Source organism: Streptomyces sp. NBC_00885, from assembly GCF_045207475.1.
In the GTDB taxonomy this organism is placed as follows: domain Bacteria; phylum Actinomycetota; class Actinomycetes; order Streptomycetales; family Streptomycetaceae; genus Streptomyces.
The window spans coordinates 6,696,947-6,715,580 of the sequence record NZ_CP108796.1 but is presented as its reverse complement, the minus strand read 5'-3'; the positions used below and the strand labels follow the sequence as shown (position 1 = coordinate 6,715,580).

The window sequence follows — 18,634 nt, the reverse complement described above, 5'->3', positions numbered from 1 at the left end:
GACACACCCCTCAGCAGCGCTTAAGTATGGGCTCCGGCCTGCGGAACCTCACACGAACCGTCGGCGTCGCAGGCCGCCGCGTCCGCGCCGATCGGGGTGATGGCCCTGCCCTGCCACGCCTGCTCCAGCGCCTTGGTGAAGAGCTCGGCCGGCTGGCCGCCCGAGACCCCGTAGCGCCGGTCCAGCACGAAGAACGGCACCCCGGTCGCGCCCAGCTCGGCGGCCTCGCGCTCGTCGGCCCGTACGTCGTCGGCGTACGCGTCCTCGTCGGCGAGGACCGCCCGGGCCTCGTCCGCGTCCAGACCCGCCTCGACCGCGAGGTCCACCAGGATCTCGGGGTCGAAGACGGACCGCTCCTCGGCGAAGTTCGCCCGGTAGGCGAGGTCGAGCAGCTCGTCCTGACGGCCGCGGGCCCTGGCCAGGTGCAGCAGCCGGTGGATGTCGAAGGTGTTGCCGTGGTCACGGCCCTCGGTGCGGTAGCCGAGCCCTTCGGAGCGCGCGTTGGCGGCGACCTGCTCCTCCATCGACCGGGCCTCTTCGCGGGTCCGTCCGTACTTCAGCGCGAGCATGTCGATGACCGGGGCGGTGTCGCCCTTGGCCCGGCCCGGGTCGAGCTCGAAGGAGCGGTGCACGACCTCGACCTCGTCACGGTGGGCGAAGGCCGCGAGCCCCTTCTCGAAACGGGCCTTGCCTATGTAGCACCAGGGACAGGCGATGTCGCTCCAGATCTCGACGCGCATGCTTCATTCACTCCAGGGTCGGGCGGGGGGGGCAGGGCTGTACGGAGGCATCCTCCGCTGCGGAGTCAACGCAGTGCGTGACCGGCTCATTCCCCGGTGTCCCGGCGACAGGCCGAGGCCGCTGCTCCTCAGCTGCCGTCGCGCAGCCCGTCGGGCCAGCCCTCGCGGAACTCGATCCTGTCGAAGGTCACCACACAGCCCTCGCCCACCGGGGACTGCGCCAGAAAGCCGACGAGCGCGGCCCCGGCCTGCTCCTCGGCGCCCAGCGCGAAGATCCGTACGAAGGTCCAGCGCTCGCCGTCCGTCGACGCGTGGAAGGCGAAGGCCTTGCCCGTGCGGCTGATCCTCAGCCACGCGCTGTCCCCGTCGACCACGAAGGAGTTGGCGTCGTCGGAGTGGCCGCGGGTGACGACCGTGCAGATGGTGGGCTTGTCCGGGGAGAGTTCCAGGCAGAGCTTGGCCCACTCCCGCTCGCCGACATGCAGATAGAGCACGCCGGCGTCGAAGGCCCCCGCGAAGCCGACCGTGACGCGGGCAATGAGCTGGAAGTCGCCCTCCGGTGCGCCGAGCAGGCGCGGCGCGTCGGATGCCGGTTCCAGCGCATCGCCCGCGGGCGGGACGAAACGGTCCTGCCGGGCTCCGGCCCAGCCGGTCAGCACGCCCTTCTCGTACGACCAGTTGGCGTCGGGGCCGTACGGGCGCAGAGGGAAGGGGAGTTCGGGCAGTTCGATCTGGTCGCTCACAGCGCTCAGCTTCGCGGAGTCTCCTGGCGGCCGTCCACCCGACGCGGCAGACCGAGCGGGTTGTCGTCGCGCAGCTCCTGCGGAAGCAGTGCCTGAGGCGTCGTCTGGTACGTCACCGGGCGCAGCCAGCGCTCGATCGCGGTCGCGCCGACCGAGGTGGAGGTGGAGGTGGTGGCCGGGTAGGGGCCGCCGTGGTGCTGGGCGGGGGCGACGGCGACGCCGGTGGGCCAGCCGCCGACCAGGACGCGGCCCGCGAGCGGGGTGAGTTCGGCGAGCAGCTCGGCTCCCCGGCCCTCGCCCGCGGCCTCACCGTCGGAGAGGTGGAGGGTGGCGGTGAGGTTGCCGGGGAGGCGGCCGAGGACCGCGGTGATCTCGGCGTCGGACTCGTAGCGCGCGACGACGGTGACCGGCCCGAAGCACTCTTCGAGCAGCAGGTCGTGCGGACCTTCGGTGGCCAGCAGCCGGGCCGGTACGGAGAGGAAGCCCGCGCTGACGGTGTGCTCGCCGCCCGCTCCCGGGGTGATGGGGGCCTCGACCTGAGGCAGTGCCGCCCGCTCCCGTACGCCGTCGACGAAGGCCGCGCGCATCCGGTGGTCGAGCATGACGCCGGGCTCGGTCTCGCTGACGGCGTCCGTCAGGGACTTCAGCAGCCGGTCGCCCGCGTCACCGGCGGGGGCCAGGACGAAGCCGGGCTTGGTGCAGAACTGGCCCTCCCCCAGGGTCATCGAGCCCGCCAGCCCGGCGCCGAGCTGTTCTGCCTGCTCCCCGGCCGCCGCCTCGGTGACCACGACGGGGTTGAGGGAGCCGAGTTCACCGTGGAAGGGGATGGGCGCGGGCCGGGCGGCCGCGGCGTCGAAGAGCGCGCGTCCGCCACGTACGGACCCGGTGAAGCCGGCCGCCGTGATCAGCGGGTGGCGCACCAGCTCGACGCCCGCTTCGAAGCCGTGCACCAGGGCCACGACGTCCTCGGGCAGGCCGACGTGCTGAGCGGCCCTGCGCAGGACGGACGCGCAGAGTTCGGAGGTGCCGGGGTGGTCGGGGTGTGCCTTGACGACGACGGGGCAGCCGGCCGCCAGCGCGCTGGCGGTGTCACCGCCGGGCACGGAGAAGGCGAGCGGGAAGTTGCTCGCGGCGTAGACGGCGACGACGCCGAGGGGGATCTTGTAGCGGCGCAGGTCCGGCCAGGGCGGCGTGCGGCTGCCGTCCGCGTGGTCGATGTGGATGTCGAGATAGGCGCCCTCGTCGACGATGTCGGCGAAGGCACGCAACTGGGCGGTGGTGCGGGCGAGTTCGCCGGTGAGGCGGGTCGGGCCGAGCGCGGTCTCGGCGTCGGCGGCCTCGATGACGTGCCCCCGCGCCTCGTCGAGGAGGTCGGCGGCGGTGCGCAGCAGGTGCGCGCGTACACTCCGGTCGGCGAGCGCTGGGCGGGCGGCGTGTGCGGCGCGGACCGCGCGGTCGATCTCCTCGGTCGTGGACTCCACCGCAACCTGCTCACGCGGGTTCCCGGTTCGGGGGTCGACACTCCAGACTGGTGCTGCTGCCACCGCGGCTTCCTTCCCGCTCTACTGCCACCCATCAGGGCTTTTGTTCGGTATTCTGAACAAAGTTCCTGATGATGAATCTGTGGGGACTCTATTTCCGGGCGTTCTGCGCGGTCAAGAAGGGGCGAGGAGCAATGACAACTGCCGATTCCGGTGGGGCACAGGTCAAGTCCGCGGTGCGGACGGTGGAATTGCTCGAGTATTTCGCCGGGCGCCCCGGCATGCACTCCCTCGCCGCCGTCCAGGAGGCCGTCGGCTACCCCAAGTCCAGCCTCTACATGCTGCTGCGCACCTTGGTGGAGCTCGGCTGGGTGGAGACGGACGCGACGGGTACGCGCTACGGCATCGGCGTACGGGCACTGCTTGTGGGCACCTCCTACATCGACGGCGACGAGGTCGTTTCCGCCGCCCGGCCCACCCTGGACCGGCTCTCCGACGACACCACGGAGACGATCCACCTCGCCCGGCTCGACGGCACCAATGTCGTCTATCTCGCCACCCGGCAGTCGCAGCACTATCTGCGCCCCTTCACCCGCGTCGGCCGCCGGCTGCCCGCCCACTCCACCTCGCTGGGCAAGGCGCTGCTCGCCACCCACAGCGACGAGCAGGTGCGCAAGATGCTGCCCGAGACCCTGGCCTCGCTGACCGAGCACACCATCACCGACCGCGAGAAGCTCATCGAGGAGCTGCATCTGATCCGCGAGCAGGGCTATGCGGTGGACCGCGAGGAGAACACCCTCGGGCTGCGCTGCTTCGGCATCGCGATTCCCTACCGCACCCCGGCCCGCGACGCGATCAGCTGCTCGGTGCCGGTGGCCCGGCTCACCCCCGGCCACGAGCAGATGATCAAGGACGCGCTCTTCGACGCCCGCGACCGGCTCACGCTCGCCACCCGGAGGCTGTGAATGACCCTGTCCGTCGCCCTGCGCGAGGTGCTCGACAGCGATCTGCCGCACTTCTTCCGGCACATGAGCGATCCCGAGTCGAACCGGATCGCGGCCTTCACCTGTGAAGACCCCACCGACCGTGCCGCTTTCGACGCGCACTGGGCACGGATCCGCGCCTCGGACGCGGTCATAAGAACCGTGCTGGCCGACGGTGCGGTCGTCGGCCACACCGCCGTGTACGGACCGCCCGAGGAGCGCGAGGTCACGTATTTCATCGACCGCGCTTACTGGGGCCGTGGCGTCGCCACCGCCGCACTGCGCGCGCTGCTCGAACTCGTACCTACGCGTCCGCTGCACGCCCGCGCGGCCGCCGACAACGCGGGCTCGATCCGGGTCCTTGAGAAGTGCGGATTCACCGTCACCGGCAAGGACCGGGGCTTCGCGCACGCCAGAGGAGAACAGACCGACGAGCTGCTTCTCACCCTGGCGGGCTGAGCCATCTCCGCCGTACGGCGGAGGCGAATCGTCGCAGCGCAGGAGGCGCCGGCAGGGCCCTGCCGGGAGCGTGGTCGCCATGACACGGACAACGCTCGCTCCCGTCTCCGGGGCCCACGTCCCGCTTCGCGTCCCGCGTGCGCACAGGGTGCTGCGCACCCTCACCGTCGCCTCCTGCGTCCCGTATCTCTCGCTCAAGATCGCGTGGATCTCCGGCAGCAGGATCGGCATCCCCGACGGAAGTGTGCTGCTGGAGCACCGCGCCCTGATGGCCGTCGCCAACAGCGTCACCGTCCTGATGGACGGCGCCGTGATCGTCCTGGCGCTGCTGCTCACCCAGGCGTGGGGGCGCCGTGTCCCCGCCTGGCTGCTTGCCACACCCGTGTGGATCGCCGGCGGTCTGCTCCTCCCGATCATGGTCGGCTTCCCGGTTCAGCTGCTGACCCACGCCGTCACCGGAGCCCAGCCGCAGCGGACCGGGGACAAGCCCTTCCTCGACGACTGGGTCTTCGGGGTCGTCTACCCGGGCTTCATCGTCCAGGGCCTGGCTCTGGGAACTCTCTTCGTGCTGTACGCCCGCGAGCGCTGGGGCCATGTGTGGCGCGGGGTGGTCTGGGACCTGCCCGAGGCCGCCACCGGGCGGACGCTGAAGGTGACCGCAATGGCCGCCGCCGTGCTCGCGCTCTTCCCCGCCACGATGCACCTGCTGTGGGCCTGCGGCTCGACGGCCGGCCTCTCCGCGACGCGGATCGAGCAGCGCACCGCCGACTTCTACGTGCTTGAAGGAGTAAACGCCCTCTTCGTGGCCGCAGCCTTGGCCGGAGCGCTGCTGCTCGCCTTCCGCCCGGTCCCCGCACTGCGGGTGAGGACTCCGCTGGCCATGGCCTGGCTCGGCTCGGGCGCGGTGGGCTGCTGGGGCATCTGGCTGCTGATCGCCGCGGTGCTGCCGGGCGCCGAAGAAGGCGAGCGGGCATCGGGGTTGATGGCCCTGACCTACGCTGTGGGCATGATCGTCGGTCTGCTCGTCATCATCGGGACGGCCTCGTTCGTGCGGCGGCGCGGCGCGTGAGGAGAGTGCTGGGGGCGTCCGCCCGGGCGCTGTTCGGGACGCGGGCCAGTCTCCGCTGGCTCCATCTGATCCTGGGCGGCGCCCTGTTGATGCCGTACTGGCTGGTGGGCACGGTGATCGTCGGCCCGCTCGTCGGTGCCAAGGACATGTTCACCGACTCCCTCGCCCTCCAGTTCGGCGCGTACGGCATCGCGCTGCCGATGGCCGCGGTGACCGCGCTGTTCTTCCCGCTCACCAGACCGCTGGCGGTCGCCCTGGCGAAGGCCCTGTGCGGGGTGCCCGCCGAGCGGTTCGCGGAAGGGTTGGCACGCTCGCGGGACGCGCGGCTGCGGGCTTCGGGCTGGTTCACGCTGCATGCGGGAATCGGCGCGCTGATCAGCGGCGCCTCACTCGCGCTGCCGCCGTTCGCCGTGAGCCTGATGGTGCTTCCGTTCTTCCCCGCGCTGCGGGGCCGGCTCGAGTTGCCCCTCTACCCTGCCTGGCAGCTGGTCCTGTTCCCGTTCGCCGGGATGGCCATGCTGATCGCGCTCGCGGCCTGTGCGGCGGCTGCCGGGGCTCTGCTGGCCCGCCAGGCGCCGGTCCTGCTCGGCCCCACACCCGCGGACCGGCTGGCCGCCGCGGAGCGCCGGGCCACCGAACTGGCCGAGCGCAACCGGCTCGCCCGCGAGCTGCACGACTCGGTGGGCCACGCCCTGAGCGCCGTCACCCTGCAGGCGGGTGCGGCCCGCCGGGTCCTGGACAGCGACCCGGAGTTCGTACGGGAGGCACTGGCCGCGATCGAGGAGACCACCCGGCGCACGGTGGGCGAACTCGACTCCGTACTTGGCCTGTTGCGCCAGGACGACGACAAGCTCACCCAGCTCGACGGACCGACCCTGGACACCCTGGACGGACTGCTCGCGCGCAGTGGCGTCCCGGTGTCGCTCAGCGCCGATGGCGACCTGGCCGCCGTCCCCGCGCCCGTATCGCGCGAGGCGTACCGCATCGTCCAGGAGGGGCTGAGCAACGCCCTGCGCCATGCCGGGGCGTCCCCGGTGAACCTGTGGATCGCCCTGTGCGGCGAGGAGTTGGAGATCACGATGGAGAATCCGCTGCCCGACAGGGCGCCGGTGGCCCGCCCGGGAGGCGGCCGCGGAGTACGCGGCATGGCCGAGCGGGCCGCGCTGCTGGGCGGACGGGCGCAGGCGGAAGCGCGGGGCACGGTGTGGCTGCTGTCCGCGCGGCTGCCGCTGGGCGGTGACCGGTGAGCGTGATCCGGGTCGTCCTCGCCGACGACGAGCGCATGGTCCGTACGGCGCTGCGCGTCATCCTGGACGCCGAGCCCGACCTGGAGGTGATCGGCGAGGCGTCGACCGGCGCGGAGGCGGTGCCGGTGGTCCGTGAGCTGCGGCCCGACGTGGTCCTGATGGATGTACGGATGCCGGAGATCGACGGCATCCGGGCCACCGAGCAGATCCTGGCGACGCTGGACGATCCGCCGCGGATCCTCGTGGTGACGACCTTCGAGAACGACTCCTATGTGTACGACGCGCTGCGCGCCGGGGCCGCGGGCTTTCTGCTCAAGCGGGCGGCGGCCGAGGAGCTCGTCCAGGCGGTCCGTCTGGTGGCCCGCAGCGACTCGCTGCTCTTCCCCGCGGCCGTGCGTTCGCTGGCCGCCGAATACGGCGGCCGCCGCACCGCCGCACTCCCGCCGTGGGCGGCGCGGCTGACCGAGCGCGAGGCCGAGGTGCTGCGGCTGATGGCGACCGGGCTGACGAACGCGGAGATCGCCGGGCGGATGGGCGTGGGTCCCGCGACGGCCAAGACGCATGTGGCCTCGGTCCTGGCGAAGACCGGCGCCAGGGACCGTACCCAGGCAGTGATCGCGGCGTACGAGTCGGGGTTCATCTCACCGGGCTGAGGCCGGCCGGCGGATGAGGATTCCCTGAGAAGCCCGGCCAGCAGGAACGGCACGTCCCGCCCGGGCGTCTCCCCTGTGGGATGAACAAGACGATCAGGAACGCCGCGGTCTTCTCGCTGCTGCTGGTGCTCGCCCTGCTGATACGGGCGACCTGGGTGCAGGCGTACGAAGCCCGGGCCCTCGCGGACGACGAACACAACCGGCGGAAGATCATCGCGCAGTACGCGCAGCCGCTGGGCGACATCATCGTGGCCGGGTCACCGATCACCGGCTCGAAGAGGACGGAGGGCAGCGACCTCGCCCACAAGCGCACCTACACCGACGGCTCGCTCTACGCGGCGGTCACCGGTTACAGCTCGCAGGCATACGGCGCGACCCAGCTGGAAGGCATCTACAGCCATGTCCTGGACGGCACTGACAGCCGGCTGAAGAACCCCGTCGACGCGCTCACCGGCAAGCAGCAGGAGCCCGGCGACGTGCTCACCACCATCGACCCCGCAGTGCAGAAGGCGGGCTACGAGGCACTCGGCGACACCAAGGGCGCGGCCGTCGCCATCGACCCGAAGACCGGCAAGATCCTGGGCATGGTCAGCACGCCCTCGTACGACCCCTCGAAGATCAGCGGGACGACGGACGGCGACGCCTGGAAGAAGCTGCTGGCCGACAAGGACAAGCCGCTGGTCAACCGCGCGCTGCGGCAGCCGCTGCCGCCCGGTTCGACCTTCAAGCTGGTGGTCGCGGCGGCGGCCCTGGAGGACGGTCTCTACGATTCGGTGGACACGAAGACGGACAGCCCCGATCCGTACACCCCGCCCGGCACGACCAGGGTCCTGGTGAACGAGAACAAGTCCGCACCCTGCGAGAACGCGAACCTGCGCACCGCGCTCCAGTACTCCTGCAACAACGTCTTCGGGAAGCTGGCCGTCGACCTCGGCCAGGACAAGGTCCGGGCGATGGCGGAGAAGTTCGGCTTCAACGACAAGAAGCAGGACTCCCCCGTGCGGGCCCTGCCCAGTGTGTATCCGACCGGGATGGACAAGCCCTCGACCGCCTACAGCGGCATCGGCCAGTTCGATGTGACCGCGACCCCGATGCAGCTGGCCATGGTCTCCGCGGCGATCGCCAACGACGGCGTCATGCGGGCGCCGCACATGGTCTCCAAGGTCGTGGACGCGGACGGCAACACGCTTCAGTCGTACGAGGACGCGGCATCGCAGCGGATCGTCTCCTCGTCCACCGCCGCGCAGCTGCGCAGCGCGATGGTGACCGTGGTGGAGGACGGCACCGGAACCAATGCCAAGGTCGACGGCGCCGAGGTGGGCGGCAAGACCGGCACCGCCCAGCACGGCGAGAACAACAGCAAGACGCCGTACGCCTGGTTCACCTCGTACGCCAAGGACTCCGGCAGCGGCAAGGAGGTCGCGGTCGCCGTCCTGATCGAGGACTCGGGCGCGGCCCGCTCCGAGGTCAGCGGCAACGGGCTGGCCGCGCCCATCGCGCAGAAGATGATGGCCGCGGCCCTGAAGTCCTGACCTCCCGCGGCGGCACGGGCCTTGCCCGGCACCGCCTTGTTCCCGGCGGGGTCAACCCGCGTACGGATCGGGGTTCTTGCCCGGTTTCGCAAGGAATGCGAAGTCGCAGCCGGTGTCCGCCTGGGTGATCTGCTCGCTGTGGAGCGCGCCGTACCCCCGCTCGTACCGCTCGGGCGGCGGCGTCCAGGCGGCCCTGCGCCCCGCCAGCTCCTCGTCCGTGATCTCCAGCCGCAGCGTGCGCGCCGCGACGTCCAGGGTGATCAGGTCGCCGGTCTCGACCAGCGCCAGCGGTCCGCCGACGTACGACTCGGGCGCGATGTGCAGCACACAGGTGCCGTAACTCGTGCCGCTCATCCTGGCGTCCGAGATCCGCACCATGTCCCGTACGCCCTGTCTGAGGAGATGGTCGGGCAGCGGCAGCATCCCGTACTCGGGCATGCCGGGGCCGCCCTTGGGGCCCGCGCCCTGGAGCACCAGTACATGGTCGGCGGTGATGCCGAGTCCCGGGTCGTTGATGGTCCGCTGCAGGGTCCGGTAGTCGGGGAAGACCACCGCGGGGCCCGTGTGCCTCAGGAGCCGGGGCTCGGCGGCGATGTGCTTGATGACCGCGCCGTCGGGACAGAGGTTGCCGCGCAGCACCGCCACACCGCCCTCCTGGGCGAGGGGGTTGTCGCGCGGGCGGATGACGTCGGGGTTGTGGACGCGGGCACCCGCGAGCTGCTCGCGCAGGGTCGGATGCGCGACGGTGGGCCGGTCCAGATGCAGTACGTCGGTCAACTGCCCCAGAAACGCCGGGAGTCCGCCAGCGAAGTGGAAGTCCTCCATCAGATACCGGCCACCGGGCCGTAGGTCGGCGAGCACCGGCACCGTACGGGCGATGCGGTCGAAGTCGTCGAGCGTGAGCCGCACCCCCGAGCGTCCCGCCATGGCGATCAGGTGGATCACGGCGTTCGTCGAGCCGCCGAGGGCGAGGACGGTGGCCACCGCGTCCTCGTACGCCTCCCGCGTGAGGATCCTCGACAGCTTCAGGTCCTGCCGCACCAGCTCGACGATCCGGCGGCCGGACGCGGCCGCCATCCGCTCGTGCCCGGAGTCGACGGCGGGGATCGAGGACGCGCCGGGGAGGGTGACACCGAGCGCTTCTGCGGCGGCGGTCAGGGTGGACGCGGTGCCCATGGACATACAGGTGCCCGGCGAGCGGGCCAGGCCGTTCTCCAGCCCGGCCAGCTCGGCGTCCCCGATCAGTCCGGCCCGCTTGTCGTCCCAGTACTTCCACATGTCCGTGCCGGAGCCGAGCACTTCACCCCGCCAGTGGCCCGGCAGCATCGGCCCCGCCGGTACGAAGACGGCGGGCAGGTCTGCGCTGGCGGCTCCCATCAGCAGCGCGGGCGTGGACTTGTCGCAGCCGCCCATCAGTACCGCGCCGTCGACCGGATAGGAGCGCAGGAGCTCTTCCGTCTCCATCGCCAGCATGTTGCGGTAGAGCATCGGGGTCGGCTTCTGGAAGGTCTCGGAGAGCGTGGAGACCGGGAATTCGAGGGGGAAGCCGCCCGCCTGCCACACGCCGCGCTTGACGGCCTGGGCCCTCTCACGCAGATGGACATGGCAGGGGTTGATGTCGGACCAGGTGTTGAGGACGGCGACGACCGGCTTGCCGAGGTGTTCCTCGGGGAGGTAGCCGAGCTGGCGGGTGCGGGCGCGATGGCTGAACGAGCGCAGCCCGTCCGTGCCGTACCACTGGTGGCTGCGCAGCTGTTCGGGGCTCGGTTCCTCGGGGCGCTCGGCGGTCATGCGTCCCATCCCGCGACCAGGGCGGCGACCTCGGCACGCTGTTGTGCGGGCAGGGTATGGCCGGGCGGGCGCACCTCGCGGCGGCACAGGCCGAGCGAGGCGAGAGCCTCCTTGACGACGGTCACGTTGTGGGCGGACTGGTGGGCCGCGCGCAGTTCCTCGAAGGGCCTGATCCGCTCCCAGACGGTCATGGCGTCCGCGTAGCGTCCGTCGCGCAGCGCGTCGCGCATGGCGAGCGAGACGGTGGGGGCGACATTGACGAGCCCCGAGGTGAAGCCGGTTGCCCCGGCGGACCAGTAGGAGGGCGCGTACAGCTCGGCGAGTCCGGCCACCCAGACGAAGCGGTCCAGGCCGGCGTCGCGCGCGAAGGCGGCGAACCGGGCCGCGTCGGGGACCGCGTATTTGACGCCGACGACATTGGGGCAGTGGTCACCGAGCTCGGCCAGCGCCTGTCCCGCGAGGAGGGGATTGCGGATGTACGGGACGACGCCGAGTCCGGGAACGGCGTCGGCGATCGCCCGGTGATAGTCGACCCAGCCGTCCTGCGAGACGTACGGGTGCACGGGCTGGTGCACCATCACCAGCTGCGCGCCCGCGTCGCGCGCGTGCAGCGCGGCGGCGACGGCCGTGGGCACCTCGTGGCCGACCCCGGCGACGATCGTCGCGGCTCCCGCGGCCTCCTCGGCGGTCAGCTCGACGGCGCGCCGGCGCTCGTCGGGGGTGAGGGCGTAGAACTCCCCGGTGTTGCCGTTCGGCGTGAGGGTGGTGACCCCGGCGTCGAGCAGCCGCCGCAGCACCGCTCGCTGGGCCTTCTCGTCGACGCTGCCGTCCACGGCGAACGGCGTCACCGGGATGGCCACGACATCGGCGAGCGCCGTGCGCAGGGCGGGGAGTCGGGGCTCGGTCATGCTGCGTCCTCCTCGTACGGGTCGGGGGCTTGCCCCAGTTCGGGAAGGGGGGTGAGGAAAGAAGCCCTCTTCAGCCCAGCCGCGACAGCGCCGCCCCCACCGCCGCCAGGTCCGCGTCCGATGCCAATCCGGCGTGGTACAGCCGCAGTTCGTTCGCTCCCAGAGCCGCCGCCCGCGCCGCGTCCTCCCCCAGCGTCCCCGGGCTGCCGCCCAGCCCGCTCACGACCGTGAGGTTCGCCGCGAGCACCGCCCCGGGCGCCTCCTGTTCCGCGAAGGGCGTGAGCAGCGCAGGCCCGCCCGTGCACGGCACGACCACGCCGTCCGCGACGGACAGGATGTGTGCCGGGTCGACGCCCGCGTTGGCGCCGCAGTGGTGGGCGACCGGGTCGGCGTGCAGCAGGACCTGGAAGCCGTCGGGGGCCGCCGCCCGCACCGCGGTGACGGCGGCCTCCTGGAGCGTGCGGGCAGTCCGTGCCCTGAACTCCAGTGTCGCCGCGGCCGGTTCGCGGCCTACCAGCTTCTCGATCCCGGCGTCGGCCGGCGCCGCACCCGCCCATACGGGCTCGAGCGCGTCGCGTACGGCCGCGGCCAGCAGCTCGGCCTCAAGGCCCAGCTCTGCGTAACCGCCCCGGCAAGAGCCGCAGAAGCACAGGGACATCAGATACTGCGCCGCTTCACCGAGCGCGACGCCCGCCGTCTTGTCGTGGGCGTGCAGATGCGCGAGGCCGTACCAGCCGCAGGACTCCAGCTCGGTGCCGCGGGCACCCGGCCGGGTCGCCGCCTCGGCCGCGAGGTCCACAAGCAGTGCACGGACAGCGGGCTGGGCGATGCACGGCGCCCAGGGGTAGCGGTCGCCGTAGGCGTTGACGACAGAGGTGTCCGGATGGTCTGCGCCCAGGCGGGAGTTGTGGGCGAGGACCACCCAGGTGTGGACCTCGAGCCCGGCGTCCGCGAGGGCCGCTGCCGCTTCCCCGTACGCGTCACCGAGCGCCCAGTCCCCCGCGGCGTACGGGTGCAGCTCGCGGCCCGCCCAGCGCTCCTCGTCCGGCTCGTAGAGCACGGCGGCGTGCTGCGCGGTGACGATCCGGTGCCGGGGGTGACGCGGGGTCAGGGCGCGCGTGGAGTGGTAGGCGGCGGCGAGGGTGACCTGCTGGACGCCGAGGTCGGCGACGCGGGCCGCGGCGTCGGGGTCGCCGACGACGTCCCAGGGGTAGAGGAAGGCGGCGGTCTTCACGCGCCGTCCTCCAGCAGCGCGCGGCCCCGCTCGATGAGGTCGGCGAGGGCGGTGACGTGCGCGGGGAGGGGTTCGCTCAGCGGCGGCCGTACGTCACCGACGTCGAGTCCTTCGAGCCGTACGCCCGCCTTGACGAGGGAGACGGCATAGCCGCGGCCGAGATTGCGCAGGTCGACCAGTGGCCCGTAGAAGCCGTCGAGCAGCCGGCCCACGGTCTTGTCGTCACCAGTGATCAGCGCGCGGTAGAAGGCGAGGGCGATGTCGGGCGCGAAGGCGAAGACGGCCGAGGAGTACAGGGTGATGCCGATGCCGCGGTAGGCGAGGCCGGTGAGTTCGGCGGTGGGCAGCCCGTTGAAGTAGAGGAAGTCCTCGTCGGGCAGGTCGCGGCGGACGGCGCCGACGATGCGCTGCATCAGGTCGAGGTCGCCGTAGCCGTCCTTGAGGCCGATGATGCCGTCGGCCCGGGCGAGTTCGACGACGGTCTCGGGGGTGAAGACGGCGTTGTCGCGCTGGTAGACGATGACGTCGAGGGAGGTTGCTCCGGCGAGCGCGGTGTAATGCCGCAGCAGTCCGGGCTGGTCGGCGACGACGAGATAGGGCGGCATCGCGAGCAGTCCGTCCGCGCCCGCGGCTTCGGCGATCTCCGCGAAGCGGACGGCGAGCGCGGTGCCGTAGCCCGTGCCGGCGACGACCGGCACCGCGCCCGCGGTCTCGGCGACGGCCGCGGCGACGCATGCGCCGAACTCCTCGGGGGTCAGGGCGTGGAACTCGCCCGTGCCGCAGCACGCGAAGACCGCGGCCGCACCGGCGTCGATGCCCCGCCGGACATGGGTGCGGAAGACATCGAGGTCCAGGGCGCCGTCCGGTCCGTACGCGGTGACGGGGAAGAACAGCGGTCCTTGGACCCGGGTGAGCCGGGCGGCGAGCGGGGCTGAGGTCACGGGCGCTCCCTGGGCTGTGCACCGAGCCTGCGACCCGTGCACAATTCTGATCGATGTCCATATTCCTGAACGAGTTCACGCTAAGGCAGCCGCGAAGGGCGGGTCAAGACGAAAAGTCGCAACTCAGAGGCGGAGTTGACCCGTCCGCGCCACACTTGACGGTGTTCGGACCACTCCCTAGCGTGTCCATGGATGTGAATGTCATCCAGGGACCTAAGCGTTTCGAGGAGAACCATCCATGCCCGCTGCACGCACCGTCCTGCTCACCGGCGCCGCCGGCGGCCTCGGCACGCTGATGCGGGGACTCCTGCCCGCGTACGGCTACGAGCTCCGGCTCTTCGACGCCACCCTCATAGAGGGCGTGCCGGACGCGATCACCGCGGACCTCGCCGACAAAGAGGCGCTGCGCGAGGCGGTGCGGGGCGTCGACGCGATCATCCACCTCGCCGGCATTTCCCTGGAAGCCCCGTTCGAGAAGATCCTCCGCGCCAACATCGAAGGGACGTACAACCTCTACGAGGCGGCCCGCGAAGAGGGCGTGAAGCGCATCGTCTTCGCCTCCAGCAACCACGCGGTCGGCTTCACCCCGCGCCCCCAGGGGGACGACCCCCTGATCCCCGTCGACACCCCGCGCCGCCCGGACACCTTCTACGGTCTGTCGAAGTGCTTCGGCGAGGACCTGGCCCAGCTGTACTGGGACCTGCACGGCCTTCAGACCGTCTCAGTCCGCATCGGCTCCTGCTTCATGGAGCCCACGTCGGTGCGGATGCTGTCGGTCTGGCTGAGCCCCGGCGACTGCGCCCGCCTCTTCCACGCGGCGCTCACCGCCGAGAGTGTCGGCCACACCGTCGTCTACGGCTCGTCCGCCAACACCCGCCTGTGGTGGGACCTGTCGACGGCGCGCTCGCTGGGCTACGAGCCGCAGGACGACTCGGAGCAGTACGCAGACAAACTCCTCGCCGAACAGGGCGAACTCGACCCGGACAACCCGGACCACGCGCATCTGGGCGGCCACTTCACCACCAACCCGCCCCGGTGGCCGTACTGACCGGGCGCGCCCGGCACCACGCGGGGAAGAAGACACGCGGGGAAGAAAATTCAGGTGCCGAGGGTCCGCGCCCCGGCCAGGATGTCGGCCATGGCCAAGCCCTTCGGATTCAGTTACGCACAGCACGGCGACGGCAGCGTTGTCATCACACACCGCGGCCGCGCGGCCGGGACGCTGCGCGGCGCTCGCGCCGAGAAGTTCCTGGCCGAGGTGGGCTCGGGCGACCCCCAACTGGTGATGGCCCGCTGGACCGGGGCGTACAAATTCGGCAACGAACGGACGGCCCGCAACCATCCGCGCAACCGATAGCGCGCGAGATCAATCGAGAGTCGGCCCAAAGGTAAGGGAACGGTAAAGCGCCCTCGCTCGTTACATCTGGCATGACAGCTATGACCCCCGGCTCGAACATCCCCCTCTCCGCCGCCCGCGTGGCGGTGGACGTCGCCGCCCCGGTGCGGCTCGACGTATCGGGCCTGCTGCTCACCGCCGACGGCAAGGTGCGCTCCGACGACGACTTCATCTTCTACAACCAGCCGGCGGGCCCCGGCGTCAGCTACCGCTCCGGCGGGGGCACCGCCCCCGACGCGATCGTGGTGGACACCTCCGCAGTCCCGCCCGGAATCGAGAAGGTCGTCGTCACGGCGAGCCCCGACGCCGCCGGCCAGACCTTCCAGGGCATCGAGCCCACCGCCACCATCCGCAATGCCGACGACGGCAGCGCGCTGGCCACCTTCACCCCGCCGCAGCTCGGCACCGAGACCGCGCTGGTCGTCGTGGAGATCTACCGGCGCAACGGCGTCTGGAAGGCCCGTGCGGTCGGCCAGGGCTATGCGAACGGGCTGGCGGGCATCGCCACGGACTTCGGTGTCTCCGTCGACGAGGAGCCCGCGGCCGCCCCCTCGGCCCCCACTCCCGCCGCCCCGGCACCCGTCGCAGCCGCCCCGTCCGTCGATCCGCGTCTCGCCGCGCCCATGCCGCCCCCGCCGGCCGCTCCCCCCGCGGCTCCGGCCCCCGGCGCCGGGAAGATCAACCTGGACAAGGGCCGGGTCAGCCTGCAGAAGAACCAGACGGTCTCGCTGGTCAAGGGCGGCCGCCCGCTGCTCTCCCAGGTCAAGATGGGCCTCGGCTGGGAGCCCGCCTTCCGCGGCAAGGACATCGACCTCGACGCCTCCGTCATCGCCTATGGCCCGAACCGCAACCACATCGACAGCTGCTACTTCGGCAAGCTGTCGATCCTCAACGGCGCGATCAAGCACTCCGGCGACAATCTGACCGGTGAGGGTGCGGGTGACGACGAGGTGATCGTCGTGGATCTGGGCCGTCTCCCGGCCGATGCGACGGGTCTGGTCTTCACCGTCAATTCCTTCTCGGGACAGAAGTTCACCGAGGTCGCCAAGGCCTACTGCCGGCTGATCGACGCGGCGTCGGGCGAGGAGCTGGTCCGCTTCGATCTGACGGGCGCGGAGCCGCAGACCGGCGTGATGATGGCCAAGCTGATCAAGCAGTTCTCCGGCGAGTGGGAGATGACCGCGATGGGCGACTTCGTGAAGTCCCGCACGGTGCGGGGCATGGTCAAGCCCGCCGCCCAGGCGCTGTGACCAAGACAGCCCCTTGCAACCGCCACCGCCGGGTCCGCCACCGATTCTCAGGTGATGGCGGGCCCGGCGGCCACGGTCTTCAGAGTTTGGCCAGCTTGGAGTATGGGCTCAGGATTCTTCCCTGGCGCCCCGAGAAGTCGACAAGCACGGCGGCGTTGTCTCCTTCGACTGCGATGACTCTTCCGAGCCCGAACTGGTCGTGCGAGACCCGGTCGCCCACTTCGTACTGCTCAATCGGCGGGGCGGCCGCGGCCGGTTTGTTGAAGGGACTGGAGGGCAAATAGCGGCGGGATCCGGCTGACTTTGTCATTACCTGGAGTATGGGCCCTCGGGGGCCCGCCACGCCACGTCGGAACCGCGCGCTGTCGGCGTTGAGCGCCGGCCGGCCGCCGAGACGGGCAGGAAACACCCCCGGTCCGGCGCCGATTTCCCCGCGTTTGACCAGGTCGTTCGGGCTCCGGCTCGATGTCCGTGCCTCTCGGTGCGCGCTCCACTCCGATGAGTGAGGCGGTGTTCGAGAGCCCCGAATTCCTCGACGAGCCCGGCCTGCGTACCGCCGGTCACCGAGCACACCACCACGGTGTCGAAGAACACACCCGGCAGCCTGCCGCACTCAGGCCCAGGGCCAGTCGGCCTCCCGGCCCCGCTCAAGGAGGGGCACCATCCGGAAAGCCGCGTCCGTGAGGCCACCGAAGGTATGCCGGTTCTGCTTGCCCGAGGGCGCGTGGCCCGCCTGGTACCCGGCCAGGTTCCAGGTGTAGACCGGGATGTGCGCCGGGACCTGCTCGGTCGGGTCGCCGTAGTAGCTGTACGCCGCCTGCTCGTCGGTGACGATCAGCACCCGGTCGTGGTTCTTGTAGTGCTTGCGGACGGCCTCGGTGGTGTTGGTGCCGCCGAGCCCGCCGAAGCGCCCGAGGACCTTCAGTACGGACTCCCCCGAGCGGAACTTCACCCGCGCGCTGTCCGTGCCGAACTCGACGAGGTCCGCGCTCTGGGCCCGCATGGCCACCGCCGCGCCGAACACCGCGGCGGCGTCCGCCCGGTTGAGCTCGGAGCGGTCCGAAAGACGCGACCACATGGAGCCCGAGCGGTCGACAAGGATCAGCGTCCGGCCGGGCAGCGCGGGCACATTGGCCAGCGAGTGGCCGAGCGCCTTCTCCAGTGCGTAGGCCCAGCGCAGCGACGGGGCGTGCTGGTACGCCGCGAGATAGCGGAACGGGAACTGCCGGGATGCCGCGACGACTTCGGGGTCCGAGATCTGCGCTGCGATCTGCGCCGCGACCTTGTCCGAGACCCCGGCCTGGTCGAAGTTCCGCAGATTGCGCAGCAGTGCCATCGCGCCCATGGACGGGACGACGGCCTCCCAGGCCGCCGCGTCCATCGGTCCCTGTAGCCAGCCCGCCAGCGCCTCCCAGGTCATCCCCGCCTCGGCGAGCCGCTCGGCGGCGCCGGGCGCGGTGATCACCGCGCGCCGCTCGGCGACCGGCAGGGCCATCAGCGCCCGGTGGGCGGTGAGGGTACGGATCGAGGCGGGCGGCTCGGCGCTGTCCGGGTTGTGCCGGCGGTCGAGGGCGTACTGGAACAGCGCGCCCTGCCACGGCTTCGCGGGATCGGGCGCCGCGTGCACCAGATTGAGGATGTCGCCGAAGCGATAGCCCTTGGACGCGGTGTCGTACTTCAGCAGCGACTTCCCGCTGTAAAGGCGCGCCACGGCATCCGCGATGCCGCGCTTGAGGGGCTTGGGCACATTGCGGCCGTACTGCGAGGTCCAGTAGCCGAGCAGTTCGCCGGGCTCGTCGGCGCGGCGCAGTACGGAATCGACGACCTGACGGTTCGTCGGGCCCGCGGTCGCGGATGCGTCGAGGCGCGCCTTGACGTATTCGGCGGCACCGACGATGGAGGCGGTTCGCATATTGCCCTCGCCGCGCAGCCAGCCGAGCAGTCCCGCGGTCCACGCGGGGTCCTCGACGGCGAGCTTGCGCACAAGACGGGTGAATCGGTCGTCGCGGCTGCCGGCGGACTCGTAAAAGGTCTGCTGCGAAACGAAGTTGGCGACGGCGAGCAGAAAGAGCTCGGAGCGTGCATCGCGCTCGGAGCCGGTGCCGCCCTGGTGGGTACGCAGGGTGCGGCCGGTCGAGCGGACGGGCGAGGTCGCTCCCGCCTTCGCGGTGCGGGTATTGAAGCGTGCCATGTGAATTCCCCCGAAT

Annotated in this window: 18 protein-coding genes and 1 pseudogene; 9 read left to right on the top strand and 10 right to left on the bottom strand. The window is 71.3% G+C overall.

Features of this window, described 5'->3' with window-relative positions:
* Nucleotides 1-20: 20 nt before the first annotated feature.
* From OHA61_RS30435 to OHA61_RS30425, 3 genes are all read right to left on the bottom strand, one after another.
* Entirely contained in the window at nt 21-740 is a 720-nt protein-coding gene (locus OHA61_RS30435; protein WP_406305717.1) for a DsbA family oxidoreductase, read from the bottom strand.
* Nucleotides 741-868: 128 nt separating this feature from the next.
* Nucleotides 869-1,483: a DUF1349 domain-containing protein gene (locus tag OHA61_RS30430; RefSeq protein WP_406305715.1), complete on the bottom strand. Its 615-nt coding sequence runs from the start codon at nt 1,481-1,483 to the stop codon at nt 869-871.
* A 5-nt stretch (nt 1,484-1,488) separates the two neighbouring features.
* A complete protein-coding gene (locus OHA61_RS30425) occupies nt 1,489-3,027 on the bottom strand; it encodes an aldehyde dehydrogenase (NADP(+)) (RefSeq protein WP_406305713.1) in 1,539 nt (512 codons plus the stop codon).
* 131 nt (nt 3,028-3,158) lie between these two features.
* Here OHA61_RS30425 and OHA61_RS30420 point away from each other — a divergent pair, with 131 nt between their 5' ends.
* The 6 genes from OHA61_RS30420 (at nt 3,159) to OHA61_RS30395 (ending at nt 8,907) form a co-directional block, all read left to right on the top strand.
* Nucleotides 3,159-3,929, top strand: coding sequence for an IclR family transcriptional regulator (locus OHA61_RS30420; RefSeq protein ID WP_406305712.1), 771 nt, complete (start codon nt 3,159-3,161; stop codon nt 3,927-3,929).
* The gene (locus tag OHA61_RS30415) at nt 3,930-4,406 is read left to right on the top strand and encodes a GNAT family N-acetyltransferase (protein WP_406305711.1); all 477 of its coding nucleotides are present in this window, start codon (nt 3,930-3,932) and stop codon (nt 4,404-4,406) included.
* Nucleotides 4,407-4,485: 79 nt separating this feature from the next.
* Entirely contained in the window at nt 4,486-5,475 is a 990-nt protein-coding gene (locus OHA61_RS30410; protein WP_406305710.1) for a hypothetical protein, read from the top strand.
* Nucleotides 5,472-6,722 carry a sensor histidine kinase gene (locus OHA61_RS30405; RefSeq protein WP_406305709.1) on the top strand — a complete coding sequence of 417 codons (1,251 nt, stop codon included), beginning with the start codon at nt 5,472-5,474 and terminating at the stop codon, nt 6,720-6,722. The genes OHA61_RS30410 and OHA61_RS30405 overlap by 4 nt, the downstream gene beginning before the upstream one ends.
* A gap of 35 nt (nt 6,723-6,757) precedes the next feature.
* On the top strand, nt 6,758-7,375 hold the full coding sequence (locus OHA61_RS30400; RefSeq protein WP_406307532.1) for a response regulator: 618 nt from the start codon (nt 6,758-6,760) through the stop codon (nt 7,373-7,375).
* An 80-nt stretch (nt 7,376-7,455) separates the two neighbouring features.
* Nucleotides 7,456-8,907 carry a peptidoglycan D,D-transpeptidase FtsI family protein gene (locus OHA61_RS30395; protein WP_406305708.1) on the top strand — a complete coding sequence of 484 codons (1,452 nt, stop codon included), beginning with the start codon at nt 7,456-7,458 and terminating at the stop codon, nt 8,905-8,907.
* 51 nt (nt 8,908-8,958) lie between these two features.
* On the opposite strand, the gene araD is transcribed toward OHA61_RS30395, so the two are convergent.
* The 4 genes from araD to OHA61_RS30375 all read right to left on the bottom strand — a co-directional run bounded on the left by araD (nt 8,959) and on the right by OHA61_RS30375 (nt 13,781).
* The gene (gene araD, locus OHA61_RS30390; protein ID WP_406305707.1) at nt 8,959-10,698 is read right to left on the bottom strand and encodes an L-arabinonate dehydratase; all 1,740 of its coding nucleotides are present in this window, start codon (nt 10,696-10,698) and stop codon (nt 8,959-8,961) included.
* Nucleotides 10,695-11,606 (bottom strand): dihydrodipicolinate synthase family protein, encoded by a 912-nt coding sequence (locus OHA61_RS30385; RefSeq protein ID WP_406305706.1) that lies wholly within the window; start codon nt 11,604-11,606, stop codon nt 10,695-10,697. The genes araD and OHA61_RS30385 overlap by 4 nt, the downstream gene beginning before the upstream one ends.
* Before the next feature lie 70 nt (nt 11,607-11,676).
* Complete coding sequence (locus OHA61_RS30380; RefSeq protein ID WP_406305705.1) at nt 11,677-12,840, bottom strand: hypothetical protein; 1,164 nt, start codon at nt 12,838-12,840, stop codon at nt 11,677-11,679.
* Nucleotides 12,837-13,781, bottom strand: coding sequence for a 5-dehydro-4-deoxyglucarate dehydratase (locus tag OHA61_RS30375; RefSeq protein WP_406305704.1), 945 nt, complete (start codon nt 13,779-13,781; stop codon nt 12,837-12,839). The genes OHA61_RS30380 and OHA61_RS30375 overlap by 4 nt, the downstream gene beginning before the upstream one ends.
* A 238-nt stretch (nt 13,782-14,019) precedes the next feature.
* On the opposite strand from OHA61_RS30375, the gene OHA61_RS30370 reads away from it, so the two are divergent.
* The 3 genes from OHA61_RS30370 to OHA61_RS30360 all read left to right on the top strand — a co-directional run bounded on the left by OHA61_RS30370 (nt 14,020) and on the right by OHA61_RS30360 (nt 16,427).
* Nucleotides 14,020-14,829: an NAD-dependent epimerase/dehydratase family protein gene (locus OHA61_RS30370; RefSeq protein WP_406305703.1), complete on the top strand. Its 810-nt coding sequence runs from the start codon at nt 14,020-14,022 to the stop codon at nt 14,827-14,829.
* Between the two features lie 90 nt (nt 14,830-14,919).
* Nucleotides 14,920-15,138, top strand: a complete 219-nt coding sequence (locus OHA61_RS30365) for a hypothetical protein (protein ID WP_324990203.1) — start codon at nt 14,920-14,922, stop codon at nt 15,136-15,138.
* A gap of 71 nt (nt 15,139-15,209) precedes the next feature.
* On the top strand, nt 15,210-16,427 hold the full coding sequence (locus OHA61_RS30360; protein WP_406305702.1) for a TerD family protein: 1,218 nt from the start codon (nt 15,210-15,212) through the stop codon (nt 16,425-16,427).
* Between the two features lie 79 nt (nt 16,428-16,506).
* On the opposite strand, the gene OHA61_RS30355 is transcribed toward OHA61_RS30360, so the two are convergent.
* The 3 genes and pseudogenes from OHA61_RS30355 to OHA61_RS30345 all read right to left on the bottom strand — a co-directional run bounded on the left by OHA61_RS30355 (nt 16,507) and on the right by OHA61_RS30345 (nt 18,618).
* Nucleotides 16,507-16,737: a hypothetical protein gene (locus OHA61_RS30355; RefSeq protein WP_215093417.1), complete on the bottom strand. Its 231-nt coding sequence runs from the start codon at nt 16,735-16,737 to the stop codon at nt 16,507-16,509.
* Between the two features lie 42 nt (nt 16,738-16,779).
* Nucleotides 16,780-17,024, bottom strand: a pseudogene (locus OHA61_RS30350) (hypothetical protein); the annotation flags it as partial.
* Between the two features lie 16 nt (nt 17,025-17,040).
* Complete coding sequence (locus tag OHA61_RS30345) at nt 17,041-18,618, bottom strand: TROVE domain-containing protein (protein WP_406305701.1); 1,578 nt, start codon at nt 18,616-18,618, stop codon at nt 17,041-17,043.
* Nucleotides 18,619-18,634: the final 16 nt, after the last annotated feature.

Excerpts from the sequence above, each read along its gene's own strand:
- OHA61_RS30435 (WP_406305717.1), bottom strand. The coding sequence starts at position 740 with ATGCGCGTCGAGATCTGGAGCGACATCGCCTGTCCCTGGTGCTACATA.
- OHA61_RS30420 (WP_406305712.1), top strand. The coding sequence starts at position 3,159 with ATGACAACTGCCGATTCCGGTGGGGCACAGGTCAAGTCCGCGGTGCGG.
- OHA61_RS30415 (WP_406305711.1), top strand. The coding sequence starts at position 3,930 with ATGACCCTGTCCGTCGCCCTGCGCGAGGTGCTCGACAGCGATCTGCCG.
- OHA61_RS30410 (WP_406305710.1), top strand. The coding sequence starts at position 4,486 with ATGACACGGACAACGCTCGCTCCCGTCTCCGGGGCCCACGTCCCGCTT.
- OHA61_RS30400 (WP_406307532.1), top strand. The coding sequence starts at position 6,758 with ATGGTCCGTACGGCGCTGCGCGTCATCCTGGACGCCGAGCCCGACCTG.
- OHA61_RS30395 (WP_406305708.1), top strand. The coding sequence starts at position 7,456 with ATGAACAAGACGATCAGGAACGCCGCGGTCTTCTCGCTGCTGCTGGTG.
- araD (WP_406305707.1), bottom strand. The coding sequence starts at position 10,698 with ATGACCGCCGAGCGCCCCGAGGAACCGAGCCCCGAACAGCTGCGCAGC.
- OHA61_RS30385 (WP_406305706.1), bottom strand. The coding sequence starts at position 11,606 with ATGACCGAGCCCCGACTCCCCGCCCTGCGCACGGCGCTCGCCGATGTC.
- OHA61_RS30370 (WP_406305703.1), top strand. The coding sequence starts at position 14,020 with ATGCCCGCTGCACGCACCGTCCTGCTCACCGGCGCCGCCGGCGGCCTC.
- OHA61_RS30365 (WP_324990203.1), top strand. The coding sequence starts at position 14,920 with ATGGCCAAGCCCTTCGGATTCAGTTACGCACAGCACGGCGACGGCAGC.
- OHA61_RS30360 (WP_406305702.1), top strand. The coding sequence starts at position 15,210 with ATGACAGCTATGACCCCCGGCTCGAACATCCCCCTCTCCGCCGCCCGC.
- OHA61_RS30355 (WP_215093417.1), bottom strand. The coding sequence starts at position 16,737 with ATGACAAAGTCAGCCGGATCCCGCCGCTATTTGCCCTCCAGTCCCTTC.
- OHA61_RS30345 (WP_406305701.1), bottom strand. The coding sequence starts at position 18,618 with ATGGCACGCTTCAATACCCGCACCGCGAAGGCGGGAGCGACCTCGCCC.